Origin of the sequence: Vibrio sp. HENC-03 (genome assembly GCF_000305755.2) — a bacterium.
GTDB classification, from domain to species: domain Bacteria; phylum Pseudomonadota; class Gammaproteobacteria; order Enterobacterales; family Vibrionaceae; genus Vibrio; species Vibrio owensii.
Genome location: NZ_JH976126.1, coordinates 290,422 through 310,801, shown reverse-complemented (window position 1 = coordinate 310,801; position 20,380 = coordinate 290,422). Strand labels below are relative to the sequence as shown.

Here is a 20,380-nt window from a genome sequence, read left to right as displayed (position 1 = left end):
GATGGTTAGATGTTGTTTAAAAATAACTTTGATTTGGTGAATGAGATCAAGGTTTGGTTTAAAAAATGCACAAAAAAGCCCTCTTATTAGAAGAGGGCTCAATAAAGCTGGTTGCGTTTTATGCTTATTTCATCGGTGTAAATTGAGGTTGAAGTTGCTCGCAAACATGACGTGCGAAACCACTACCAGCTTCGCTGTAGATGTTGAATGCGGCATCGACTCCCGTCTCTAATAAACCTTCTAGTTGATCTGGATACTCGGCAATCGCTGCAATCTGCCCTTTGTAGTTTCGGCTTTGAAGCTGCTCAAGTGCCGTTTGGTTACCTTGGTGATGTGGCATTGCCAGAAGCACCATTTTCACGTTAGCCGTATCCAAAATGCGCTCCCAGAAATCCGGGTCAGTTGCATCTCCCGAGATTACGTTACGACCTTCCGAGCGATGCTTATGCGCAGCTTCTTCACGAACCTCCACGCCAAGTGAAATCTTACCGTAGCGAGATCGCAGTTCATCGTATGCACCGGTACCAATTCGACCCATACCGAGGATCAGTACTTGAGCATGACCTGGGTTAATGAGTTGGTCGCGTTGGTTCAGTTTCTCTGCAGCGGTTTCTTGCAGCCATTTACCTGAATGTTGGTAAATCTGATGGCCCAAACGGTTAAGTGGTGCTGAGATGATAAACGAGATAGAAACGGCAACGGCAATCGCTGCCAGCATGTCACTTGGCATCCATCCCATTTTGTATGCGAGACCACCAACAATCAGGCCGAACTCACTGTAGTTGAAAAGTGATAGCGACGTAAGCAATGAAGTGCGCACACGGAACTTAAAGTGGTTGATGGTTAGGAAGTACAGCAGCCCCTTGATTGGCAATAACAAGATAAATAGCAGGGCTAAGCCAACCCCCGTAAAGCTCAAGGATGCAGATAAACCGATATTGAGGAAGAAACAAACTAAGAATAGCTCTTTCATATTAAAGAGCGATTTTGATAGCTCGGACGCTTTGCGGTGGCCAGCTAGAAGCATGCCTAAAATCAGCGCGCCTAAATCAGGTTTCATTCCCACCAGTTCAAACAAGCCTGCGCCAACTACTAATGCGAAGAAAATGCCGAACAGCACCAGCATTTCCCCGTGGCCTACTTTATCCAACAACTTGTAGAACAGAGGTCGAGCGAGTGGTAGGGCAAACAATCCAATGGCGTACCACTCTGGAATTTTACCGGTCGAAGCAGTAAGGAATACTACGGCAAAGATATCCTGCATAACCAGAATACCGATTGCTAGTGTGCCGTAAGTCGCGTTCATTTCCCCTTTTTCTTGCAGTGTCTTAACCGCAAATACCGTACTGGAGAAGGAGAGGGCGAAGGCGAGAAGCAGAATCTGGCTGTGATCCATCGTGGAGAGTGATGACAACCCTAGCAGTTTTAGACCAACGAGAACCAGCGCAAAGAAAAGGGTAGAAAGAATATTGTGCGCGGTAGCGCCGCCCCAAATTTCTTTAGAAAGCAGCGTTTTTACATCCAGCTTTAAACCAATAGTGAAAAGCAGCAAGGTCACACCAAGGTCAGCAAGCGTGACAATAACGTCATTACTTTGGTAGCCAAACGCGTGAAGGCCGAAACCAGCGAGTAGGAAACCGACCAAAGGGGGGAGGTTACATTTTAGAGCGATGAAGCCGGCGAGAAACGCCGTTGTAATTAGAATAATTTCCATACTGTTGAGCTATATTCCTGATATACAAAAACGGGCTGTGAAACCACAGCCCGAGATTGTAACTCAATTGGTTGTATAAACTTAGTCTTCTAGTAACTTTTGTAACAAAACTCCGTTCAACATAGCGCGTTTGATCATTGCAAATGCGCCCATCGTTGGTTGCTTATCAATGTGAGAAGCAACAATCGGGAGTTCGTTATGGAAAGTTTTCAGAGATTGGTTTTCTACATTGCGCTGAATTGCAGGGAACACAATTTCTTCAGCAGCAGTAATGTCACCGGCAATGACGATCTTCTGAGGGTTGAACAAGTTGATTGTAATCGCGATAGCTTTGCCAAGTTGGTTACCTACGCGTACAAGGCTTTGCTTCGCCAGCTCGTCACCGTTCATCGCGTGCGTACAAACGTCATCAATAGTGATGTGCTCAAGTTGAGTCAGACTTGATTCGTAGCCCTGAGCAATCAGTTTTTTCACACGCTGTACGATGGCAGGGTTTGCTGCAACCGTTTCTAGACAGCCGAAGTTACCACACTGACATTGCTCGCCAAGTGGGTCGATTTGGATATGACCGATTTCACCTACGTTGCGGTTAAAGCCAAGGAATACCTGACCATTCACGATGATGCCCGCACCAGTACCACGGTGAACACTCACCAGAATCGAATCTTGGCAGTCTTGGCTCGCGCCAAAGTAGTGTTCAGCCAGTGCCATACCACGAACGTCGTTACCAACAAAACACGCGGTGTTGAACTTCTCGCGGATGATTTCGCCCAGCGCTAGGTTATCAATGTCGGTATTCGGCATGTATTCAACGACACCAGTGGTTGGGTTTACCAAACCAGGCAGCGTGATACCGATAGCGATAAGTTGGTCGATTTTGTCTTGGCAGCGATTCACAAAGTCCTTCAATAAATCAATCAAACCGGCGATTAAGTCCGCTTGGTTGGTGTAGTGAAGCTCGTGCTGGTCTTCTGCTAGTGCTGTGCCGCCTAGGTCATACAAGCAGAATTGCACGTAGTCACGACCTAATCGAACTGCGATAGAGTGGAAGGGTTTTACTTCAGTGGTCAGCGAGATAGCTCGGCGACCACCGGTAGAAGCTTGTTGCGCGACTTCTTTGATTAAGCCGCGCTCCAAAAGTTGGCGGGTTATTTTGGTAACACTCGCTGGGGCGAGCTGACTAACATCCGCTACCTGAATACGGGAGATTGGACCTTGTTGGTCAATCAGCCTGTATACCGCAGCGCTGTTAAGCTGTTTTACTAAATCTACATTACCAATCTGTCCGCCATTCATGCTTAATTTTGCTCGTATTGTCCGTTAACAACCGTCGCTTTTACATTGAAGTCACGATCGAAAATAGTCAGGTTCGCTACCATTCCTTTTCGAACTCGGCCTAGTTGTTCCTCAACACCAATTGCGGTTGCTGGGTACAGTGTCGCCATTCGTAGAGCTTCGTCTAAAGCGATGCCTGCGTGCTCAACTGTGTTCTGAACTGCTTCGATCATAGTCAGAGCTGAGCCGCCTAGTGTGCCGTTTTCATCAACACACTTACCATCTCGGTAATATACTTTCTTACCGACAAAAATAAAGTGATCAATGTTAGCACCTGCTGGAGCTGTGGCATCCGTCACCAAAACAAGCTTTTCACCTTTGATTTTATGAGCAATTCGGATGTTTGCGTAGTCTACGTGGAAACCATCAGCAATGATGCCTGCATAAACTTCTGGTGTATCGTAAATCGCACCCACCACACCTGGTTCACGACCAACCATTGGTGTCATCGCGTTGAATAGGTGAGTCGCAAATGAGATACCTGCTTCAAAGCCTTGGCGTGCTTCTGCGTATGTTGCGTTGGTGTGACCGATAGAAACCACAATGCCAGCTGCTTTCAAACGAGAGATGTGCTCAGGGTCATTTTGTTCTGGTGCAAGTGTAACTTTTGCGATGATGTCAGCGTTCGCGCAGATCAAGTCAATCATGCCGTCGTCAGAAGGGCGGATGAAGTCAACGCTGTGAATACCTTTTTTCGCTACGTTAAGGTACGGACCTTCAAGATGCAGACCTAGCGATTGGTTTTGGTATTTGTTGTGGTACTCGCGAGCCGCTGAGATTGCAGCACGCATGTCTTCGTCTGAAGAAGTGATAAGAGTTGGTAGGAAGCTTGTACAACCCGATTTTAGGTTAGCTTCGTGCATGATCTGCATTGTTTCTGGTGTGATTTCGTCGTTAAGCATCACACCACCACAGCCGTTTAGCTGTAGGTCGATAAAACCAGGGCTTAGGTTAGCACCGTCCAGATCTTTAACTTCAATACCTTCTGGTAGTTGAGTTACTGGCACAACTGATTGAATCTGGTCATTGTCGATGATGACAGCATGATCGGTAAGAACATCACTACCGGTATAGATTTTACAGTTACTTAGCGCGTACATAGTCAGCTAGTCCTTATAGATGAGAATTCATTTTCTGTTCCGTTATCTAACTGGTGACTCTGTGAGTCGGGCTGGTACTTAGTTTGTATCACTGAATTAGATAACGAGTCACATACAGCAAGTCGCGTTTTATCGATGTCATTATCAGAGTAACTAACTGAAAAATAATAAATGAATTAGTTTTTATGATTGTTTTCCAGAGCAAAGTTACTGCGAATCATCTGTAGAGATACCAAAATAACACTGATTCTGTCTTGCATAAAGTACGAGAATCTTATCTCTAAAACGCCATTTTTTTGTATAATAAAATAAGTTTTATGATCTCGCTAGCAAAAACCTTCTGAATGACCAATTTCTGGTGATTATGATCACAAACAATGAGGTTTTAATTTGCGGAGCAAAATTAATATCATAAACTGGTAGCGACTAAATTGAACGACTGAAATAAGTTATTCAACAAAACATAAAATCCTATAGGGGGAACTTAAGGTGAATATTCTTGGATACGCGCAGAAGTTAGGTAAAGCTCTTATGCTTCCTATCGCAACGCTTCCAGTTGCAGCGCTTTTACTACGTTTGGGTCAGCCTGACCTTTTAGATATCGCGTTTATGGCATCTGCTGGTAACGCAATCTTTAGTCAACTACCACTACTATTCGGTCTAGGTATCGCGATCGGTCTTTCTAAAGACGGTCAAGGTGCTGCTGGTCTAGCTGGTGCAGTTGCTTACTTCGTTCTTACTGCAACAGCAGCAACAATCGATGCAAGCGTTAACATGTCATTCTTCGGCGGTATCATTGCTGGTATCATCGCTGGTCACTCTTACAACGCTTTCCACGCTACTCGTCTTCCTGAGTGGTTGGCATTCTTCTCTGGCAAACGTCTAGTACCAATCATGGCGGGTCTATTCTCGCTAGTTGCTGGTGCAATTGCTGGTGTTGTATGGCCAACAATCCAAGGCGGTCTTGATGCGCTAGCACACGCAGTTTCTACTTCTGGTGCTATCGGTCAGTTCGTATACGGTACTCTTAACCGTGCACTTATCCCTGTAGGTCTACACCACGTACTAAACTCATACTTCTGGTTCGGTATGGGCACGTGTCAAGAAGTTCTAGTGTCTGGCGCAACTGCTGCTGGTCAAGCGCTTCCTGCTCTACAACAGCTTTGTGTTGACCCAGCTCTAGCTAAGACTCTTGTTGCTGGTCAAACTCACACATTCGAATTCGCTAACTCTGTAACTCCAGAAATCACAGCAACAGTTAAAGAAGTAACTGAAACTCTGAAATCTGGTGACCTACACCGCTTCTTCGGCGGCGATAAGAGCGCTGGTGTATTCATGAACGGTTTCTTCCCTGTAATGATGTTCGGTCTACCAGGTGCGGCACTTGCAATGTACCTAGCAGCACCAGTTGAGAAACGTAGCCAAGTTGGTGGCGCACTATTCTCAGTAGCATTCTGTTCATTCCTAACAGGTATCACTGAGCCTCTAGAGTTCATGTTCGTATTCCTAGCACCTGCTCTATACGCAATCCACGCAGTATTTACAGGTCTATCTCTAGTACTTGCAAACATGCTTGGCACGCTACACGGCTTTGGTTTCTCTGCAGGTCTAATCGACTTCGTACTGAACTACGGTCTAGCAACTAAGCCTCTAGTGCTTCTTGCTCTAGGTCTAAGCTTCGGTGCTCTATACTTCTTCACATTCAGCTTCGCAATCCGCGCTTTCAACCTGAAATCACCAGGTCGTGAAGATGACGACGAAGAAGCGTCTGCAGCTCCAGCTGGTGATGCAGCAAAAGGTGACCTAGCTCGTCAATACCTAAAAGCGCTGGGTGGTCACGATAACCTAACTTCAATCGACGCGTGTATCACTCGTCTACGTCTAACACTTAAAGACCGCTCTGTTGCTGACGAAGCTGTTCTTAAGAAACTAGGCGCGAAAGGTGTGGTTAAGCTTGGCGAAAACAACCTTCAAGTTATCCTTGGTCCTCTTGCAGAAATCGTTGCTGGTGAAATGAAAGCAATCGGTGCAGGTGAAGACCTATCTGATGTAAAACTTCCTTAATTACATCTTACTGACTCTCTATAAAGACCTCCCTCGGGAGGTCTTTTTTTGTTTGTGCGGATTTAATATGCTGCGCTTTCAAGCGAAGAAGAGAAATATTGTCGTTTTAACGACGGTTCTTGTTGTCTAATCGCTAAGAATTGTGGATCATTAGGAACAATGCACTCTGTAAACCGAGTAAGGCTACGGAGTACTGTTTTCTCTGACAATACTAATATTTTTGAGGTGCTATAGATGAGTGAAGCTGATGCTCGTCCATCAAACTTTATTCGCCAGATCATTGATAAAGATCTAGCGGATGGTAAACACACTAGCGTGCATACTCGATTCCCGCCGGAGCCAAATGGCTACCTGCACATCGGTCATGCTAAGTCTATCTGTTTGAACTTCGGTATTGCTCAGGACTACCAGGGCCAATGTAACTTACGTTTCGACGATACAAACCCTGAAAAAGAAGACATCGAATACGTTGAGTCTATCAAGAAAGATGTAAACTGGTTGGGCTTTGAGTGGGATGGTGAAGTATGTTACTCATCAAACTACTTCGATAAGCTTTACGAATATGCAATTGAATTGATTAATAAAGGCTTAGCGTACGTTGATGAGCTAAGTCCTGAGCAGATTCGTGAATACCGCGGTACGCTAACGGCTCCGGGTAAACCAAGCCCATACCGTGACCGTCCAGTAGAAGAAAACCTAGCGCTATTTGAAAAAATGCGTGCAGGTGAATTCGAAGAAGGCAAAGCGTGTCTACGTGCGAAGATCGACATGGGTTCTTCATTCATGGTAATGCGTGACCCAGTTATCTATCGTGTACGTTTTGCGACTCACCACCAGACTGGTGATAAGTGGTGCATTTACCCAATGTACGACTTCACACACTGTATCTCTGATGCGCTAGAGGGAATTACGCACTCTATCTGTACTCTAGAGTTCATGGATAACCGTCGTCTGTACGACTGGGTTCTAGACAACATCACGATTGATTGTCGTCCACACCAGTACGAATTCAGCCGCCTAAACCTTGAATACACAGTGATGTCTAAGCGTAAGCTAAACCAACTAGTGACTGAGAAATTGGTTGATGGTTGGGATGACCCACGTATGCCAACAGTTTCTGGTCTGCGTCGTCGTGGCTTCACATCAGCATCTATTCGTGAATTCTGTAAGCGTATCGGTGTAACGAAGCAAGAGAACATGATTGAGTTCGGTTCACTAGAATCTTGTATTCGTGATGATCTAAACGAAAACGCACCACGTGCGATGGCCGTTCTAGATCCAGTTAAGATCGTTATCGAGAACTTCGAAGAAGGCGCGGTAGAGACGCTGACTGTTGCTAACCATCCAAACAAACCTGAGATGGGTGAGCGTGAAGTGCCATTCACTCGTGAAGTTTGGATCGAGCGTGAAGACTTCCGTGAAGAAGCAAACAAGAAATACAAGCGTCTTGTTCTAGGTAAAGAAGTACGTCTACGTGGCGCATACGTGATCAAGGCTGAGCGCATCGAGAAAGACGCAGACGGCAACATCACAACAATCTTTTGTACTTACGATGCTGAAACGCTAGGTAAGAACCCAGCAGATGGCCGTAAAGTGAAAGGCGTAATTCACTGGGTATCAGCAGACAAAGCATTGCCTGCAGAAATCCGCATGTACGATCGTTTGTTCACAGTACCAAACCCAGCGGCTGCGGATGACTTTGCTGCGACAATCAACCCTGAATCACTAGTGGTTCTAAACGGTTTTGTTGAGCCAAGCCTAGCAACGGCAGAAGCAGAAACAGGTTACCAGTTTGAGCGTATGGGTTACTTCTGTGCAGATTCAAAAGATTCTTCAGCAGATAACCTAGTATTCAACCGTACGGTTGGTCTACGTGATACTTGGGCGAAAATCGAGAACCAATAATCTCTATTCTTCGCTAACAAAAATGCCAGCATCATTGCTGGCATTTTTTATGATTAATCTAATCGAGTCGGTTTGGATGTAGTGACACTACCAGTTTTTGAGTCGTACCATATAACGAAGGTTGAACGCTCAGGATCTCGTTCGTAACCTTTCTTGGTATACGTGTAGTAGCAAACAGATTGATGAGAGTCTTTGTCTTGAACTCGACGAGTAATAAAGTCAAATTGATCGTTAGCGTTACGATTATTTGATAGAGAGTATTCATTTCCAATCAGAGCTTGCCATACTGCAATGCAACCTGCATTTCCCTGTCCTATATTGTAGGGATTGCCAATGACGCCATTACGGTTACCTTTGTCAGTGCCAAGTGGAAAGCCAAACTCATTTACATCCAATTCTCCACCACCATAACCGTCAATGTTTTGCTGTGCCTCAGGTGTGCCACCATTCACTAGCCATTGACTTTGTGTAAACCGAACAGCTGTTTCAAATTGGTCTGCGATCGCTTCCATTTTTGCTTCGTAGGCGTCATCCTGAAGGTTTAGGAATCGCGGTGCGGCTACAACAGCAAGTATCCCAAGAATAACAATCGCAATAATCAGCTCAAGTAGGGTAAAGCCTTTAGAATTCCTTTTCTTCATCGTTTTTCTCCATAAAAAAACGCCAGCCTTAGCTGACGTTTTACTATGTTTATGAGTAAAAAGAAATACTTCTTACTTTGTTGGCTTGTGTGCGTTTGGGTTGTCTTTACAAGAACTGTCCGTGCATTTGCCGTATAGGTACAAGCTGTGGTTAGTTAACGTCACGTTGTACTTAGCTGCGATTTCTTTTTGACGTTGTTCAATCACATCGTCAGAGAATTCAATCACTTCACCACAGTCTAGACACACTAGGTGATCGTGGTGGTGTTGAGTAGACAGTTCAAATACTGACTTACCACCTTCGAAGTGGTGGCGAGTTACAATACCAGCATCATCGAACTGGTTTAGTACACGATAAACGGTTGCTAGACCGATCTCTTCACCTAGATCAATCAGCTTTTTGTACAAATCTTCAGCACTGATGTGCTGGCAGTCTGGCTGCTGAAGTACTTCTAGAATTTTTAGCCTTGGAAGGGTTACTTTTAAGCCCGCATCCTTCAGCGCCTGATTATTATCTGACATATACTTTCCCGTTGGATCATCTGCAGCGATTTAACAGAATTCAATATTCCTACCATTATAGGCGAAGCGTACTGAACATTAAACCACGAACTTCAAAGGGTTAATAGATTCTTTTTGTAAATTGGAAACAGGTCGATTATATTACAGATCAGACCAGTTACAAATTGATAACATTAGAACGCAAAGACTACGGATAGTTATGAATAAGCGACTTGCTAAGATATATAAACCGGGATTTGTGAAGTTTGCGCTCAATATTTGGCCGCCATTTTGGGGCGCAGGTATCAAAATCTTACATATTTCTGAAGATTTTCGAACGGTTAAAGTCCGCTTGAAGCTTCGCTGGTGGAACAAAAATGCCAATCGAACCCAATATGGTGGCAGCATTTTCTCGTTGACCGACCCGATCTACTCACTGATGTTGATGGGGATTCTGCGTGAGGAATATTACGTCTGGGACAAAGAAGCCAGCATCAATTTCATTAAACCTGGGCAGAGTGATTTGTTTGCTGAGTTTGAAGTAACCGAAGGCATGTTAGACGATATTTACCAAATGACTCGTAATGGTGAAAAGTGCTTTCCGGAGTTTATTACTCACGTGAAAGACAAAGACGGCAATGTTGTGTCCGAAGTGCAGCGCAAGTTGTATGTGAGGAAGAAACCTCAATACAGAGAGGAAGAGGTAGCAACGGAAGCTTCCTGATAGACAGATACAAAAAGACCTCCAATTAGGAGGTCTTTTTTAATGAATGCGTTATTAGCCTTCAAGCTCTGCTAGGCACATCTCTTCGTAGATTTGCTTAACCCAGTTTTCAACGCGCTCGTCAGTCAATTCTGGTTGGCGGTCTTCGTCAATACATAGACCAACAAACTGGCTATCATCACCTTCTACTAGAGCTTTAGACGCTTCGAACTCGTAACCTTCAGTTGAAGTGTGGCCCAGGATAGTGCCGCCTTTTGCTTCAACGATGTCACGTACTGTGCCCATTGCGTCACAGAAGTACTCTGCGTAATCTTCTTGGTCACCACAACCGAAGATAGCAACAAGCTTCGTAGAGAAGTCTACTTGCTCAAGCTCTGGGAAGAAATCGTCCCAATCACATTGTGCTTCACCGTAGTACCAAGTTGGGATACCTAGAAGTAGAAGATCAAAGTTATCAATGTCTTCTTTGCTGCTTTTTGCGATGTCTTGAACGTGAACTAGTTGTTTACCTAGTTGCTTTTGAATCATCTTTGCAACGGCTTCAGTATTACCTGTGTCGCTACCGAAGAAGATACCTACACTTGCCATAGAGTCTATACCTTTACATTGTTTGTTACTGGCGATGGGGAGAGGAGCTTAACCTAGCCCTGTGCCTTCCCAACTGAGCTGAATCAGGCCTTTAGCGATGAAACCAGCACAGCCTAGGAAAAGAACTAACCATACAATACGACGACCAAAAACAGGTACATTGCCTTGCTTTAGTACATCTTTTATCGCCATCCCGATGAAAAAGAAGATAGCAGCAAAAAGAAGATCGAGCCCGATCGACTCGAGCATGTCCATATAGTCGTATAGCATTGTCGTCCTTCATGCCAAAAATTCTTGGGCGCACTATACCACTGTTAAACGGTAAAGTTAATGCACAACAAGAAGGGTTATTTCAATAATCTGGCGTTGTTTTTCGAATTTGTTAACTCGAAATATATTTCCTGATCACCCGCATGACTTCTGCTGGTTTTTCAGCGTGTAGCCAGTGTCCTGTATTAGCAATAATGTGCGCTTTCGCATTGTTAAACTGTCGCTTAACGGCTGGCTGGTGCTCAGGCATCAAGTAATCAGAATCACCACCTTTGACAAATAAAGTTGGGATGTCTGTTGGTGTAATTTCTTGCCAACCAATGATGTTGTCGTAGTTGTTGAGCAAGCTAGCAACGTTGAAGCGCCAATCCATTTTATCGCCGTTTTTGTATAACGATTTCGATAAGAATTGTCTTACACCATCCATTTCAATATGTTGAGCAAGAATGTCCATGGTTTGTTGGCGGTTAGTTGGTTGTTCTTTTACTACGGCTTGCAGACCATTAAAGACGTTGTCATGGCGATTAGTCTGGTAAGCCACTGGCGCCATATCTAAGACAATAAGTTGTTTTACGAATTCAGGAGCGATATCTGCCAGTTTCATCGCAACTTTTCCACCCATAGAGTGGCCGATGACAAGTGCTGGCTCGGTGCTTAAATAGCGAAGTAAATCAGCAACATCTTGTGCCATCACTTCGTAATTGTGTGTGTCTGAATGAAAAGAGAGGCCATGATTTCGTAGATCAATACTGATCACACAGTGATCTTGAACGAGGTCGCGAGCCAGTAAACCTAGATTACTGAAACTGCCAAACAATCCATGAATCAAAACAACCGTTTGGCCTTGCCCTTCCTGCTTATAGTTGAGTAATGCTGACATTTTATCTTATTCGTGATGGGTTTAACGTGGAGTATCCGCGAGGATCTCGTTATAATCCCCCAGAGTTTAAACATTGAGAATGTGAAAAGCGAATGAAAACAATTGAGGTTGATGAGGATCTATACCGTTACATTGCGGGTCAAACCAAGCATATCGGTGAAAGTGCCTCGGATATTTTACGACGCCTTTTGAACCTTGATGGCCAGTTGCAGGAAGCAGTTGTTGCACCTGTAGTAGAACAGCCACAAGGGATTGTAGTAAGTAAAGATGCTGGCAAAGCAGAATCAGTAGATATCGTAAAAGAGATGCGTTCTCTACTTATCTCTGATGAGTTTGCTGGTCTTAAGAAAGCGATTGATCGCTTCATGTTGGTATTATCAACCTTACACAAACTGAATCCAGAGAGTTTCTCTCAAGCGACAAAAGTGAAAGGACGCAAACGCGTTTACTTTGCTGATAACGAAGAGACTCTGCTAGCAAACGGTAACACTACCAAACCTAAAGCAATTCCTGGCACGCCATTCTGGGTAATCACCAACAACAACACCAGTCGTAAGCGACAAATGGTGGAGCAGGTGATGACTCACATGGAATTCCAGCCTGACTTAATAGAGAAAGTAACAGGTTCAATCTAAGAAACCTGATAGAAGCCTCATAATGTGTAGCGTTTAGCGGATATTATGAGGCTTTTTTGATTTTATTTGTTTTTAAAGAAAGGATGTCAAACATGGCTATGCACCCTCGTGCTGGGCAAAAAGCGCAGCAGGAAGATCTTCACAATATCCCAGCACTCGTTGCTAACTACTTCTTACTTCAACCAGACGCAGCAAACGCAGAACACAAAGTTCAATTTGGTACTTCTGGCCACCGCGGTACTGCAGACAAGCACACTTTTAACGAAAACCACATTTTAGCGATCGCTCAAGCGGTAGCAGAAGTTCGTGCTGAGCAAGGTACAACAGGTCCATTGTTTGTGGGCAAAGACACGCACGCGCTATCTGAACCAGCGTTTTCAAGTGTGATTGAAGTATTGATTGCAAACGGTGTGAAAGTGATTGTCCAACAAGACAACGGTTACACGCCAACGCCAGGTATTTCACACGCGATTCTGACTTACAACATCAAGCACGATGATAAGGCAGACGGCATTGTGATTACTCCATCTCATAACCCACCACAAGACGGCGGTATTAAATACAACCCGACTCACGGTGGTCCTGCAGAAGCAGAACTGACTCAAGCGATCGAAGATCGTGCGAACGCTCTGATTGCTGAAGGTTTACAAGGTGTTAAACGCCTACCATTAGCAGAAGCTAAAGCATCGGATCTGTTTGTTGAGATGGACTTGGTGAAACCATACATCGATGATCTAGTGAACGTTATCGATATGGAAGCAATCCAAAAAGCAAACCTGAAGATTGGTGTAGATCCATTGGGTGGCAGCGGCATCGATTACTGGCGTCAAATTGGTCAGGCATACAACCTAGACCTAACGCTAGTAAGTGAAGCGATTGACCCTTCTTTCCAATTCATGTCATTAGATAAAGACGGCGTTGTACGTATGGACTGTTCTTCTCCATACGCAATGGCAGGTCTATTGGCACTGAAAGACGAGTACGATCTAGCATTTGGTAACGACCCTGACTACGACCGTCACGGTATCGTTACGCCAAAAGGTTTGATGAACCCGAACCACTTCTTAGCGGTTTGTATCGACTACCTATACCGTCACCGTGACGCGTGGGGTAAAGATGTCGCTGTTGGTAAAACGCTAGTTTCAAGCGCCCTGATTGACCGTGTTGTTGCGGATCTAGGTCGTGAGCTATGTGAAGTACCTGTTGGCTTCAAGTGGTTTGTGGACGGTCTGTACACTGGTAAGTTTGGTTTCGGCGGTGAAGAAAGTGCAGGTGCGTCTTTCCTTCGTAAAGATGGTACGCCTTGGTCAACAGACAAAGATGGCATCTTGCTATGTCTTCTAGCTGCAGAGATCACTGCGGTAACGGGTAAGAACCCTCAAGATTACTATGAAGAGCTAGCGGCGAAGCATGGTGAGTCTAAGTACAACCGTATTCAAGCTGTCGCAAATGGCCCACAAAAAGACGTATTGAAGAAGTTGTCACCAGAAATGGTTGCGGCTGAAACTCTAGCTGGTGATGCAATCACTGCTCGTCTGACGCACGCTCCAGGTAATGGTGCTGCGATTGGTGGCCTTAAAGTAACGACAGCGAATGGTTGGTTCGCTGCACGTCCATCAGGCACTGAAGACATCTACAAGATCTACTGTGAAAGCTTCAAAGGTGAAGAGCACCTAAAACAAATCGAAGCTGAAGCACAAGAAATCGTTAATCAAGTATTTGCAGCCGCTGGTTTGTAATTCAAACGATTAAAGTTCGAAAGGGTCGACATTGCGTCGGCCCTTTTTGTTTGTGAAGAGGAAACGCTGCGCTTCGAGAGTCGGGAGCGCTTAGCTTTAGGAATCGAGAGGTGCTCGTTGAGAGTATAGTGAAAAGGTATTTTGATTAAGAAGGTGTTGACCGAACTTATTCCCAGAAAAGCAAAATAAAATCGTTTCCTGTTTCCTGTTTCCTGTTTCCTGTTTCCTGTTTCCTGTTTCCTGTTTCCTGTTTCCTGTTTCCCGTTTTAGTTCGGCCAAGTATCCGGTACAACAAACCAAAATTGACCGCTCTTTGTTTGAGCGTGAACAAACCTATCTGATGGTTTATCGATAGGCTCTAAGAACTCCTCATTACCAATTGCCCATAGTGGTTTGGAAAGAGCATATAAAGGTTCTTTGATCTCTTCCCATTGGCTTTGATAACACCAATTGCCGGATATTTGGCTTTGGTTTAGCTCGTAACCTAAACAGGTTGTAGGGATTGGTTCGGCCGAGAAAGGATTTACATAGAGGCGACCTTGCATCAGCAAGTGTTCACTCGGTGTGGCGTCTAACGGTAACTGTTGGTGGAACTCTTCTCTCTGGCTCATTTTTAGTTGGTGAGTGAGCATGCGGTCGAGTTTCTTGTGCAGTTGGTCGTGTGCATTCGGGCCATACCAAATGCCTTCATGCAGTAAGTAGAATTTAATGGCGACTTCCCAATGCTCGTGTTGGTTTGTTTCCTGATTTTCGAGGATCAAATCGACGGCGCCAATTGTGCGCCCAGTAGTGTCATTAAGTTGGATTTCTTCGGCTATAAGTTCATATCGTGAAGAGCAAGTCAGCAACTTGGTACAAAGGTGTTGATAGAGGAATCCGAGTCGAGGGTTGCCATCATAGTCTTCGTTGTCCGATAGAGGTAAGGTCGGAATATCTTCAACAGTGACGAAAGGTTCCTTAAGTGTGAAAAGAGGTGGGGTGTTAGCAATCCATTGATGGAAACGTTGTAGTGAATTCATCCATTATCCTTGTTGTCACCGGCAAAGCCTTTCTATTGTATCGAAATTTATTCTGGTTGGGGATGCCACAACTAGCATCCTAATCGCGGTTCGATATACACTTTGTTCAAGCCACAAGTATTGGAAGTAACAATGAATAATTTACAGCTGGAAAAGATCCTTAACGAGAAATTATCGCCGCAACTTATTAAAGACTATGCACCGAATGGAATGCAAGTTGAAGGCAAATCTGAAATCAAACGCATCGTGACAGGCGTAACAGCTTCACAAGCATTGATCGATAAAGCCATCGAGTTAGAGGCTGATGCATTGCTTGTTCACCACGGCTATTTTTGGAAAGGTGAACCAGAGCCAATTCGTGGTATGAAAGGAAAGCGTATCCGCAGTTTGATCAAAAGTGACATCAACCTTTACGGCTACCATTTACCGTTAGATATTCACCCAGAACTCGGCAATAACGCCGAGCTTGCTCGTTTGTTGAATATCTCGGTTGAAGGTGGGTTAGAAGGTCACCCTCAGTCCGTGGCGATGTTTGGCCGCTTGAAACAAGCAATGACTGGCGCTGACTTCGCGAACAAAATCAATCACGTATTAAACCGTGAACCTTTGCATATCGCGCCTGACAATGCAGAAAAAATGATTGAGACAGTTGGTTGGTGTACCGGCGGTGGTCAAGACTTCATTGAGCTTGCTGCTCAGCATGGATTAGATGCGTTTATTTCGGGCGAGATCTCAGAACGTACGACTTACACGGCTCGCGAATTGGATATCCATTACTTCTCTGCAGGTCATCACGCAACTGAACGTTACGGCATTAAAGCGTTGGGTGAATGGTTAGCGCAAGAGCACGGTTTAGACGTTACGTTTATTGATATTGATAACCCAGTATAGAAGGGACGGGCTTTGTCCTTTGAGATGCGAAAGTGTTACGCAATTATCTCTCTCATCTCTTCAAAATAGAAAGGGTTGACGCTTTCACGTCAACCCTCATATTTATTCGATTCTCGATTCTCGATTCTCGATTCTCGATTCTCGATTCTCGATTCTCGATTCTCGATTCTAACGCTTATTCGCGCTCATGCAGTGGAGAAAACTCGCGTTGAGTTTCACCAGTGTATAGCTGACGAGGACGACCGATTCGGTTTAGTGGATCGCTATGCATTTCGTTCCAGTGAGCAATCCAACCGATAGTACGAGAAATCGCGAAGATTACCGTAAACATAGATACAGGAATACCGATTGCTTTTAGGATGATGCCTGAGTAGAAGTCTACGTTCGGGTATAGCTTCTTAGACACGAAGTATTCATCAGAAAGCGCAATACGCTCAAGCTCCATCGCTACGTCTAGTAGTGGATCTTTGATGTTTAGCTCTTTTAGAACTTCATGACATGTTTCACGCATTACCGTTGCACGTGGGTCGTAGTTTTTGTAAACGCGGTGACCGAAGCCCATTAGACGGAATGGGTCATCTTTGTCTTTTGCACGCTCTACGTACTCAGGAATGTTGTCTACGCTGCCGATCTCTTCAAGCATCTTCAGACATGCTTCGTTTGCACCACCGTGTGCAGGACCCCATAGAGAAGCAATACCTGCGGCAATACATGCGAATGGGTTCGCACCAGAAGAACCAGATAGACGAACCGTCGACGTTGATGCGTTTTGTTCGTGATCTGCGTGAAGCGTGAAGATCTTATCCATCGCACGCGCAACAACAGGGTTTACTTCGTATTCTTCACATGGGTTTGCGTACATCATGTGTAGGAAGTTTTCTGCGTAGCTTAGGTCGTTACGAGGGTAGATAAATGGCTGACCGATTGAGTATTTGTAACACATCGCCGCCAAAGTAGGCATTTTCGATAGCAGACGGTACGCCGCGATTTCACGGTGTTCGTCGTTGTTGATATCTAGTGAATCGTGGTAGAAGGCCGCTAGTGCACCAACCACACCACACATTACTGCCATTGGGTGAGCGTCGCGTCGGAAGCCGTGGAAGAAGCTTGCGATTTGCTCGTGCACCATAGTATGGCGAGTAACCGTTGTTTTGAATTGCTCGTATTGCTCACGGGTAGGGGCTTCACCATAAAGCAGGATGTAACATACTTCCAAGTAATCTGCGTTATTGGCTAATTGATCAATCGGGTAACCGCGGTGCAAAAGAATACCTTTGCCGCCATCGATGTACGTGATTGATGATTCACAAGATGCAGTGGCAAGAAAACCTGGGTCAAAAGTAAAGTAACCATTGGCTCCCAGTTTACGAACATCAATCACAGGTGTACCTAGCGTACCGTCCATAATTGGCAGTTCGATTGGCGCATGACCTTCGATGTGAAGGGTAGCTTTCTTATCCGCCATAACAATCTCCTTTGTTTATTATTTAATCCGTCCAGGATGTTTATGTGCCATTTTTGTACTGTTGTTAAAGCTTAAAGTCAATTTTTCTCCATTTTTGTGTGCACTTGTTATGATTTTTCTCATGAAAATCGTTAAAAATCTGTTCTATGTAGCATAATTTGTTACATCAATTGTATTAGAATGTTGCTGGCCGTATATTGGCACAGAAAATTTTAGTTAAATCCTTATAAATTCGGGGCTAGAAACAAAAGTGAGGTTTGTTTGTGGACTCCGTTTGTTAACAAAGTGTTTACAATTATCTCCGAGCTTATTGCGAGTATTTGTTAATCAAATGTTAACTTTTGTACGTTTGGAAGCTGAAATTGGTTATAACAATAAATGCTCAATGGAGCTGAGTGAGCAAGCCCGTGAAAGAAAGAAAGTCAAGACCTGTTAATTTAGATTTACAGACCATCCGCTTTCCCATCACAGCAATCGCGTCAATCCTGCACCGTGTGTCGGGTGTGATTACGTTTGTTGCGGTGGGTATATTACTTTGGTTACTGTCCATTTCTCTGTCATCCCCGATGGGTTTTATGGAAGCCGCTGACATCGTCGATAGCTTCTTCGTGAAATTCATTCTGTGGGGCATTCTAACTGCACTTGCCTACCACATTGCTGGTGGTGTTCGTCACTTACTGATGGACCTAGGCCACTTTGAAGAACTAGATTCAGGCGCGATGAGCGCTAAAGTCGCGTTTGGTGCTACTGCAGTGTTATCACTATTGGCGGGGATCTTGGTATGGTAAAACACGTTTCTTCATTCGGTCGTAATGGTGTTCACGATTTCTTATTGATTCGTGCGTCCGCCATCATTATGACTCTATACACGATTTATCTGGTGAGCTTCTGTGCTTTCTCAGACATCTCTTACGCATCTTGGACCCAGTTCTTTGGTGGCACGTTCACTAAAGTCTTCACCATGTTGGCACTTGTTTCTATTTTGATCCACGCGTGGATTGGCTTATGGCAAGTTTTAACGGATTACATTAAGTGCGCGAAACTTCGTGGTGCACTTCAACTTGGTGTTATTGCCGTGCTATTCGGCTATGTCTTCTCTGGTCTATTTATTCTGTGGGGTGCGTAAGTGTCTATTCCAGTTCGTGAGTTTGACGCCGTAGTAATCGGCGCTGGTGGTGCGGGCATGCGCGCTGCACTACAAATTTCGGAGCAAGGCCTTTCTTGTGCGTTGCTATCTAAAGTTTTCCCAACACGTTCACACACTGTTTCTGCTCAAGGTGGTATTACGGTTGCGCTAGGTAATGCGCACGAAGACCATTGGGAACAGCACATGTACGATACGGTTAAAGGTTCTGACTATATCGGTGACCAAGACGCAATCGAGTACATGTGTAAGAACGGTCCTGAATCTGTTATCGAGCTAGAGAAAATGGGTCTTCCTTTCTCTCGTTTTGATAACGGCACTATTTACCAACGCCCGTTTGGTGGCCAGTCAAAGAACTTTGGTGGTGAGCAAGCGGCACGTACCGCGGCAGCGGCTGACCGTACTGGTCACGCACTTCTGCACACGCTTTACCAACAAAACATCAAGCACAAAACAACGGTATTCTCTGAGTGGTATGCTCTTGATATCGTTAAAAATGAAGATGGTGTTGTTCTAGGCTGTACAGCGCTATGCATGGAAACGGGTGAAGTGTGCTACTTCAAATCGAAAGCAACCATCTTAGCTACTGGTGGTGCAGGCCGTATTTACGCATCAACCACTAACGCACACATCAATACTGGTGATGGTGTTGGTATGGCACTTCGTGCGGGTGTTCCGATGCAAGATATGGAAATGTGGCAGTTCCACCCAACGGGTATCGCTGGAGCAGGTGTGCTTGTAACCGAAGGTTGTCGTGGTGAGGGTGGTTACCTTCTCAACAAAGATGGTGAACGCTTCATGGAGCGTTATGCACCAAACGCGAAAGACCTTGCTGGTCGTGACGTGGTTGCTCGTTCAATGATGATTGAAATCCGTGAAGGCCGCGGCTGTGACGGTCCTTGGGGTCCACACATTAAGCTGAAACTTGATCACCTGGGTAAAGATACTCTGGAGTCTCGTCTACCAGGCGTTTGTGAGCTTTCTCGTACATTTGCGCACGTTGATCCGGTCAAAGAGCCAATCCCTGTAATTCCTACGTGTCACTACATGATGGGTGGTATTCCTACTCAGGTATCAGGCCAAGCGATTCGCCAAGACGAAAATGGCGCTGACGTTGAAGTTCAAGGTCTATTTGCTTGTGGTGAGATTGCTTCTGTATCGGTACACGGTGCAAACCGTCTAGGTGGTAACTCTCTGCTTGACCTTGTGGTATTTGGTCGTGCGACGGGTCTTCATCTGGGTGAAACACTACTTAAACAAGCTGACGCGAAACCTGCGACAGAAGCTGATATTGAACGTTCACTAGAGCGTTACAACCGTTGGGAAAATAGCACTGGCGGTGAAGATCCAGCGCAAATTCGTAAAGATCTACAACAGTGTATGCAAAACAACTTCTCGGTATTCCGTGAAGGTGATGCAATGGCAAAAGGTCTGGTAGAACTGAAAGCTATCCGTGAACGTCTGAAAAACGCTCACCTTGCTGATAAGTCGACTGAGTTCAACACACAACGCATTGAGTGTCTTGAACTAGAAAACTTGATGGAAACTGCTTATGCGACGGCGGTTGCGGCTAACTACCGTACAGAAAGCCGTGGTGCGCATGCTCGCTTTGACTTCCCTGATCGTGATGATGAACAGTGGCTATGTCACTCTATCTACAACCCGGAAACGGAAGCAATGACGAAACGTGGTGTAAACATGGAGCCAATCCATCGTGAAGCATTTCCGCCAAAAGCACGTACGTACTAAGGAAAGGAGGGTAATA

19 protein-coding genes are annotated in these 20,380 nt (G+C 45.0%); 9 read left to right on the top strand and 10 right to left on the bottom strand.

What is annotated here, in order from left to right; genetic code table 11:
• Positions 1-124: 124 nt before the first annotated feature.
• From VCHENC03_RS06095 to nagA, 3 genes are all read right to left on the bottom strand, one after another.
• The gene (locus tag VCHENC03_RS06095) at positions 125-1,714 is read right to left on the bottom strand and encodes a cation:proton antiporter family protein (protein WP_009707220.1); all 1,590 of its coding nucleotides are present in this window, start codon (positions 1,712-1,714) and stop codon (positions 125-127) included.
• Positions 1,715-1,795: 81 nt separating this feature from the next.
• A complete protein-coding gene (gene nagC / locus VCHENC03_RS06100; RefSeq protein ID WP_005436955.1) occupies positions 1,796-3,010 on the bottom strand; it encodes a DNA-binding transcriptional regulator NagC in 1,215 nt (404 codons plus the stop codon).
• A gap of 2 nt (positions 3,011-3,012) precedes the next feature.
• Complete coding sequence (nagA, locus tag VCHENC03_RS06105) at positions 3,013-4,149, bottom strand: N-acetylglucosamine-6-phosphate deacetylase (protein ID WP_009707219.1); 1,137 nt, start codon at positions 4,147-4,149, stop codon at positions 3,013-3,015.
• 489 nt (positions 4,150-4,638) lie between these two features.
• On the opposite strand from nagA, the gene nagE reads away from it, so the two are divergent.
• Together nagE and glnS are read left to right on the top strand one after the other, a co-directional pair.
• Positions 4,639-6,213 carry an N-acetylglucosamine-specific PTS transporter subunit IIBC gene (nagE, locus tag VCHENC03_RS06110; protein ID WP_009707218.1) on the top strand — a complete coding sequence of 525 codons (1,575 nt, stop codon included), beginning with the start codon at positions 4,639-4,641 and terminating at the stop codon, positions 6,211-6,213.
• A 234-nt stretch (positions 6,214-6,447) separates the two neighbouring features.
• Positions 6,448-8,118: a glutamine--tRNA ligase gene (gene glnS, locus VCHENC03_RS06115; protein ID WP_009707217.1), complete on the top strand. Its 1,671-nt coding sequence runs from the start codon at positions 6,448-6,450 to the stop codon at positions 8,116-8,118.
• A 53-nt stretch (positions 8,119-8,171) separates the two neighbouring features.
• Here the strand turns inward: glnS and VCHENC03_RS06120 are convergent, their stop codons facing one another.
• On the bottom strand, positions 8,172-8,759 hold the full coding sequence (locus VCHENC03_RS06120; protein WP_009707216.1) for a type II secretion system protein: 588 nt from the start codon (positions 8,757-8,759) through the stop codon (positions 8,172-8,174).
• 72 nt (positions 8,760-8,831) lie between these two features.
• A complete protein-coding gene (gene fcrX, locus VCHENC03_RS06125; protein WP_005436964.1) occupies positions 8,832-9,281 on the bottom strand; it encodes a ferric iron uptake transcriptional regulator FcrX in 450 nt (149 codons plus the stop codon).
• A gap of 199 nt (positions 9,282-9,480) precedes the next feature.
• Here fcrX and VCHENC03_RS06130 point away from each other — a divergent pair, with 199 nt between their 5' ends.
• Positions 9,481-9,984, top strand: a complete 504-nt coding sequence (locus tag VCHENC03_RS06130; RefSeq protein WP_009707215.1) for a DUF4442 domain-containing protein — start codon at positions 9,481-9,483, stop codon at positions 9,982-9,984.
• A 54-nt stretch (positions 9,985-10,038) separates the two neighbouring features.
• Here VCHENC03_RS06130 and fldA read toward each other — a convergent pair whose 3' ends face one another.
• The 3 genes from fldA to VCHENC03_RS06145 all read right to left on the bottom strand — a co-directional run bounded on the left by fldA (position 10,039) and on the right by VCHENC03_RS06145 (position 11,722).
• On the bottom strand, positions 10,039-10,572 hold the full coding sequence (fldA, locus tag VCHENC03_RS06135; protein ID WP_005436966.1) for a flavodoxin FldA: 534 nt from the start codon (positions 10,570-10,572) through the stop codon (positions 10,039-10,041).
• Positions 10,573-10,620: 48 nt separating this feature from the next.
• Positions 10,621-10,842: a DUF2788 domain-containing protein gene (locus VCHENC03_RS06140; RefSeq protein ID WP_005446406.1), complete on the bottom strand. Its 222-nt coding sequence runs from the start codon at positions 10,840-10,842 to the stop codon at positions 10,621-10,623.
• A gap of 112 nt (positions 10,843-10,954) precedes the next feature.
• A complete protein-coding gene (locus VCHENC03_RS06145) occupies positions 10,955-11,722 on the bottom strand; it encodes an alpha/beta fold hydrolase (RefSeq protein WP_009707214.1) in 768 nt (255 codons plus the stop codon).
• Positions 11,723-11,814: 92 nt separating this feature from the next.
• On the opposite strand from VCHENC03_RS06145, the gene seqA reads away from it, so the two are divergent.
• Positions 11,815-12,357 (top strand): replication initiation negative regulator SeqA, encoded by a 543-nt coding sequence (seqA, locus tag VCHENC03_RS06150; protein ID WP_005436968.1) that lies wholly within the window; start codon positions 11,815-11,817, stop codon positions 12,355-12,357.
• A gap of 92 nt (positions 12,358-12,449) precedes the next feature.
• Complete coding sequence (gene pgm / locus VCHENC03_RS06155) at positions 12,450-14,096, top strand: phosphoglucomutase (alpha-D-glucose-1,6-bisphosphate-dependent) (RefSeq protein WP_009707213.1); 1,647 nt, start codon at positions 12,450-12,452, stop codon at positions 14,094-14,096.
• Positions 14,097-14,362: 266 nt separating this feature from the next.
• On the opposite strand, the gene VCHENC03_RS06160 is transcribed toward pgm, so the two are convergent.
• The gene (locus VCHENC03_RS06160) at positions 14,363-15,115 is read right to left on the bottom strand and encodes a DUF1853 family protein (RefSeq protein ID WP_009707212.1); all 753 of its coding nucleotides are present in this window, start codon (positions 15,113-15,115) and stop codon (positions 14,363-14,365) included.
• Between the two features lie 132 nt (positions 15,116-15,247).
• Between VCHENC03_RS06160 and VCHENC03_RS06165 the strand changes: the two genes are divergently transcribed.
• The gene (locus tag VCHENC03_RS06165; protein WP_009707211.1) at positions 15,248-16,006 is read left to right on the top strand and encodes a Nif3-like dinuclear metal center hexameric protein; all 759 of its coding nucleotides are present in this window, start codon (positions 15,248-15,250) and stop codon (positions 16,004-16,006) included.
• Between the two features lie 175 nt (positions 16,007-16,181).
• Here VCHENC03_RS06165 and VCHENC03_RS06170 read toward each other — a convergent pair whose 3' ends face one another.
• Positions 16,182-17,471: a citrate synthase gene (locus VCHENC03_RS06170; RefSeq protein WP_005436975.1), complete on the bottom strand. Its 1,290-nt coding sequence runs from the start codon at positions 17,469-17,471 to the stop codon at positions 16,182-16,184.
• A gap of 395 nt (positions 17,472-17,866) precedes the next feature.
• On the opposite strand from VCHENC03_RS06170, the gene sdhC reads away from it, so the two are divergent.
• Genes sdhC through sdhA form a run of 3 tightly spaced genes read left to right on the top strand, consistent with a single transcriptional unit; the run spans position 17,867 to position 20,364 of the window.
• Positions 17,867-18,259 carry a succinate dehydrogenase cytochrome b556 subunit gene (gene sdhC, locus VCHENC03_RS0126150; RefSeq protein WP_005446421.1) on the top strand — a complete coding sequence of 131 codons (393 nt, stop codon included), beginning with the start codon at positions 17,867-17,869 and terminating at the stop codon, positions 18,257-18,259.
• A complete protein-coding gene (sdhD, locus tag VCHENC03_RS06175; RefSeq protein WP_005426689.1) occupies positions 18,253-18,597 on the top strand; it encodes a succinate dehydrogenase, hydrophobic membrane anchor protein in 345 nt (114 codons plus the stop codon). Before sdhC ends, sdhD begins: the two co-directional genes overlap by 7 nt.
• Positions 18,598-20,364 carry a succinate dehydrogenase flavoprotein subunit gene (gene sdhA, locus VCHENC03_RS06180; protein WP_009707209.1) on the top strand — a complete coding sequence of 589 codons (1,767 nt, stop codon included), beginning with the start codon at positions 18,598-18,600 and terminating at the stop codon, positions 20,362-20,364. It abuts the gene before it with no gap.
• Positions 20,365-20,380 lie beyond the last annotated feature (16 nt).

Excerpts from the sequence above, each read along its gene's own strand:
- VCHENC03_RS06130 (WP_009707215.1), top strand. The coding sequence starts at position 9,481 with ATGAATAAGCGACTTGCTAAGATATATAAACCGGGATTTGTGAAGTTT.
- pgm (WP_009707213.1), top strand. The coding sequence starts at position 12,450 with ATGGCTATGCACCCTCGTGCTGGGCAAAAAGCGCAGCAGGAAGATCTT.
- seqA (WP_005436968.1), top strand. The coding sequence starts at position 11,815 with ATGAAAACAATTGAGGTTGATGAGGATCTATACCGTTACATTGCGGGT.
- VCHENC03_RS06140 (WP_005446406.1), bottom strand. The coding sequence starts at position 10,842 with ATGCTATACGACTATATGGACATGCTCGAGTCGATCGGGCTCGATCTT.
- nagC (WP_005436955.1), bottom strand. The coding sequence starts at position 3,010 with ATGAATGGCGGACAGATTGGTAATGTAGATTTAGTAAAACAGCTTAAC.
- VCHENC03_RS06160 (WP_009707212.1), bottom strand. The coding sequence starts at position 15,115 with ATGAATTCACTACAACGTTTCCATCAATGGATTGCTAACACCCCACCT.
- fldA (WP_005436966.1), bottom strand. The coding sequence starts at position 10,572 with ATGGCAAGTGTAGGTATCTTCTTCGGTAGCGACACAGGTAATACTGAA.
- glnS (WP_009707217.1), top strand. The coding sequence starts at position 6,448 with ATGAGTGAAGCTGATGCTCGTCCATCAAACTTTATTCGCCAGATCATT.
- VCHENC03_RS06120 (WP_009707216.1), bottom strand. The coding sequence starts at position 8,759 with ATGAAGAAAAGGAATTCTAAAGGCTTTACCCTACTTGAGCTGATTATT.
- VCHENC03_RS06095 (WP_009707220.1), bottom strand. The coding sequence starts at position 1,714 with ATGGAAATTATTCTAATTACAACGGCGTTTCTCGCCGGCTTCATCGCT.
- VCHENC03_RS06170 (WP_005436975.1), bottom strand. The coding sequence starts at position 17,471 with ATGGCGGATAAGAAAGCTACCCTTCACATCGAAGGTCATGCGCCAATC.
- fcrX (WP_005436964.1), bottom strand. The coding sequence starts at position 9,281 with ATGTCAGATAATAATCAGGCGCTGAAGGATGCGGGCTTAAAAGTAACC.
- VCHENC03_RS06145 (WP_009707214.1), bottom strand. The coding sequence starts at position 11,722 with ATGTCAGCATTACTCAACTATAAGCAGGAAGGGCAAGGCCAAACGGTT.
- sdhD (WP_005426689.1), top strand. The coding sequence starts at position 18,253 with ATGGTAAAACACGTTTCTTCATTCGGTCGTAATGGTGTTCACGATTTC.
- VCHENC03_RS06165 (WP_009707211.1), top strand. The coding sequence starts at position 15,248 with ATGAATAATTTACAGCTGGAAAAGATCCTTAACGAGAAATTATCGCCG.
- nagA (WP_009707219.1), bottom strand. The coding sequence starts at position 4,149 with ATGTACGCGCTAAGTAACTGTAAAATCTATACCGGTAGTGATGTTCTT.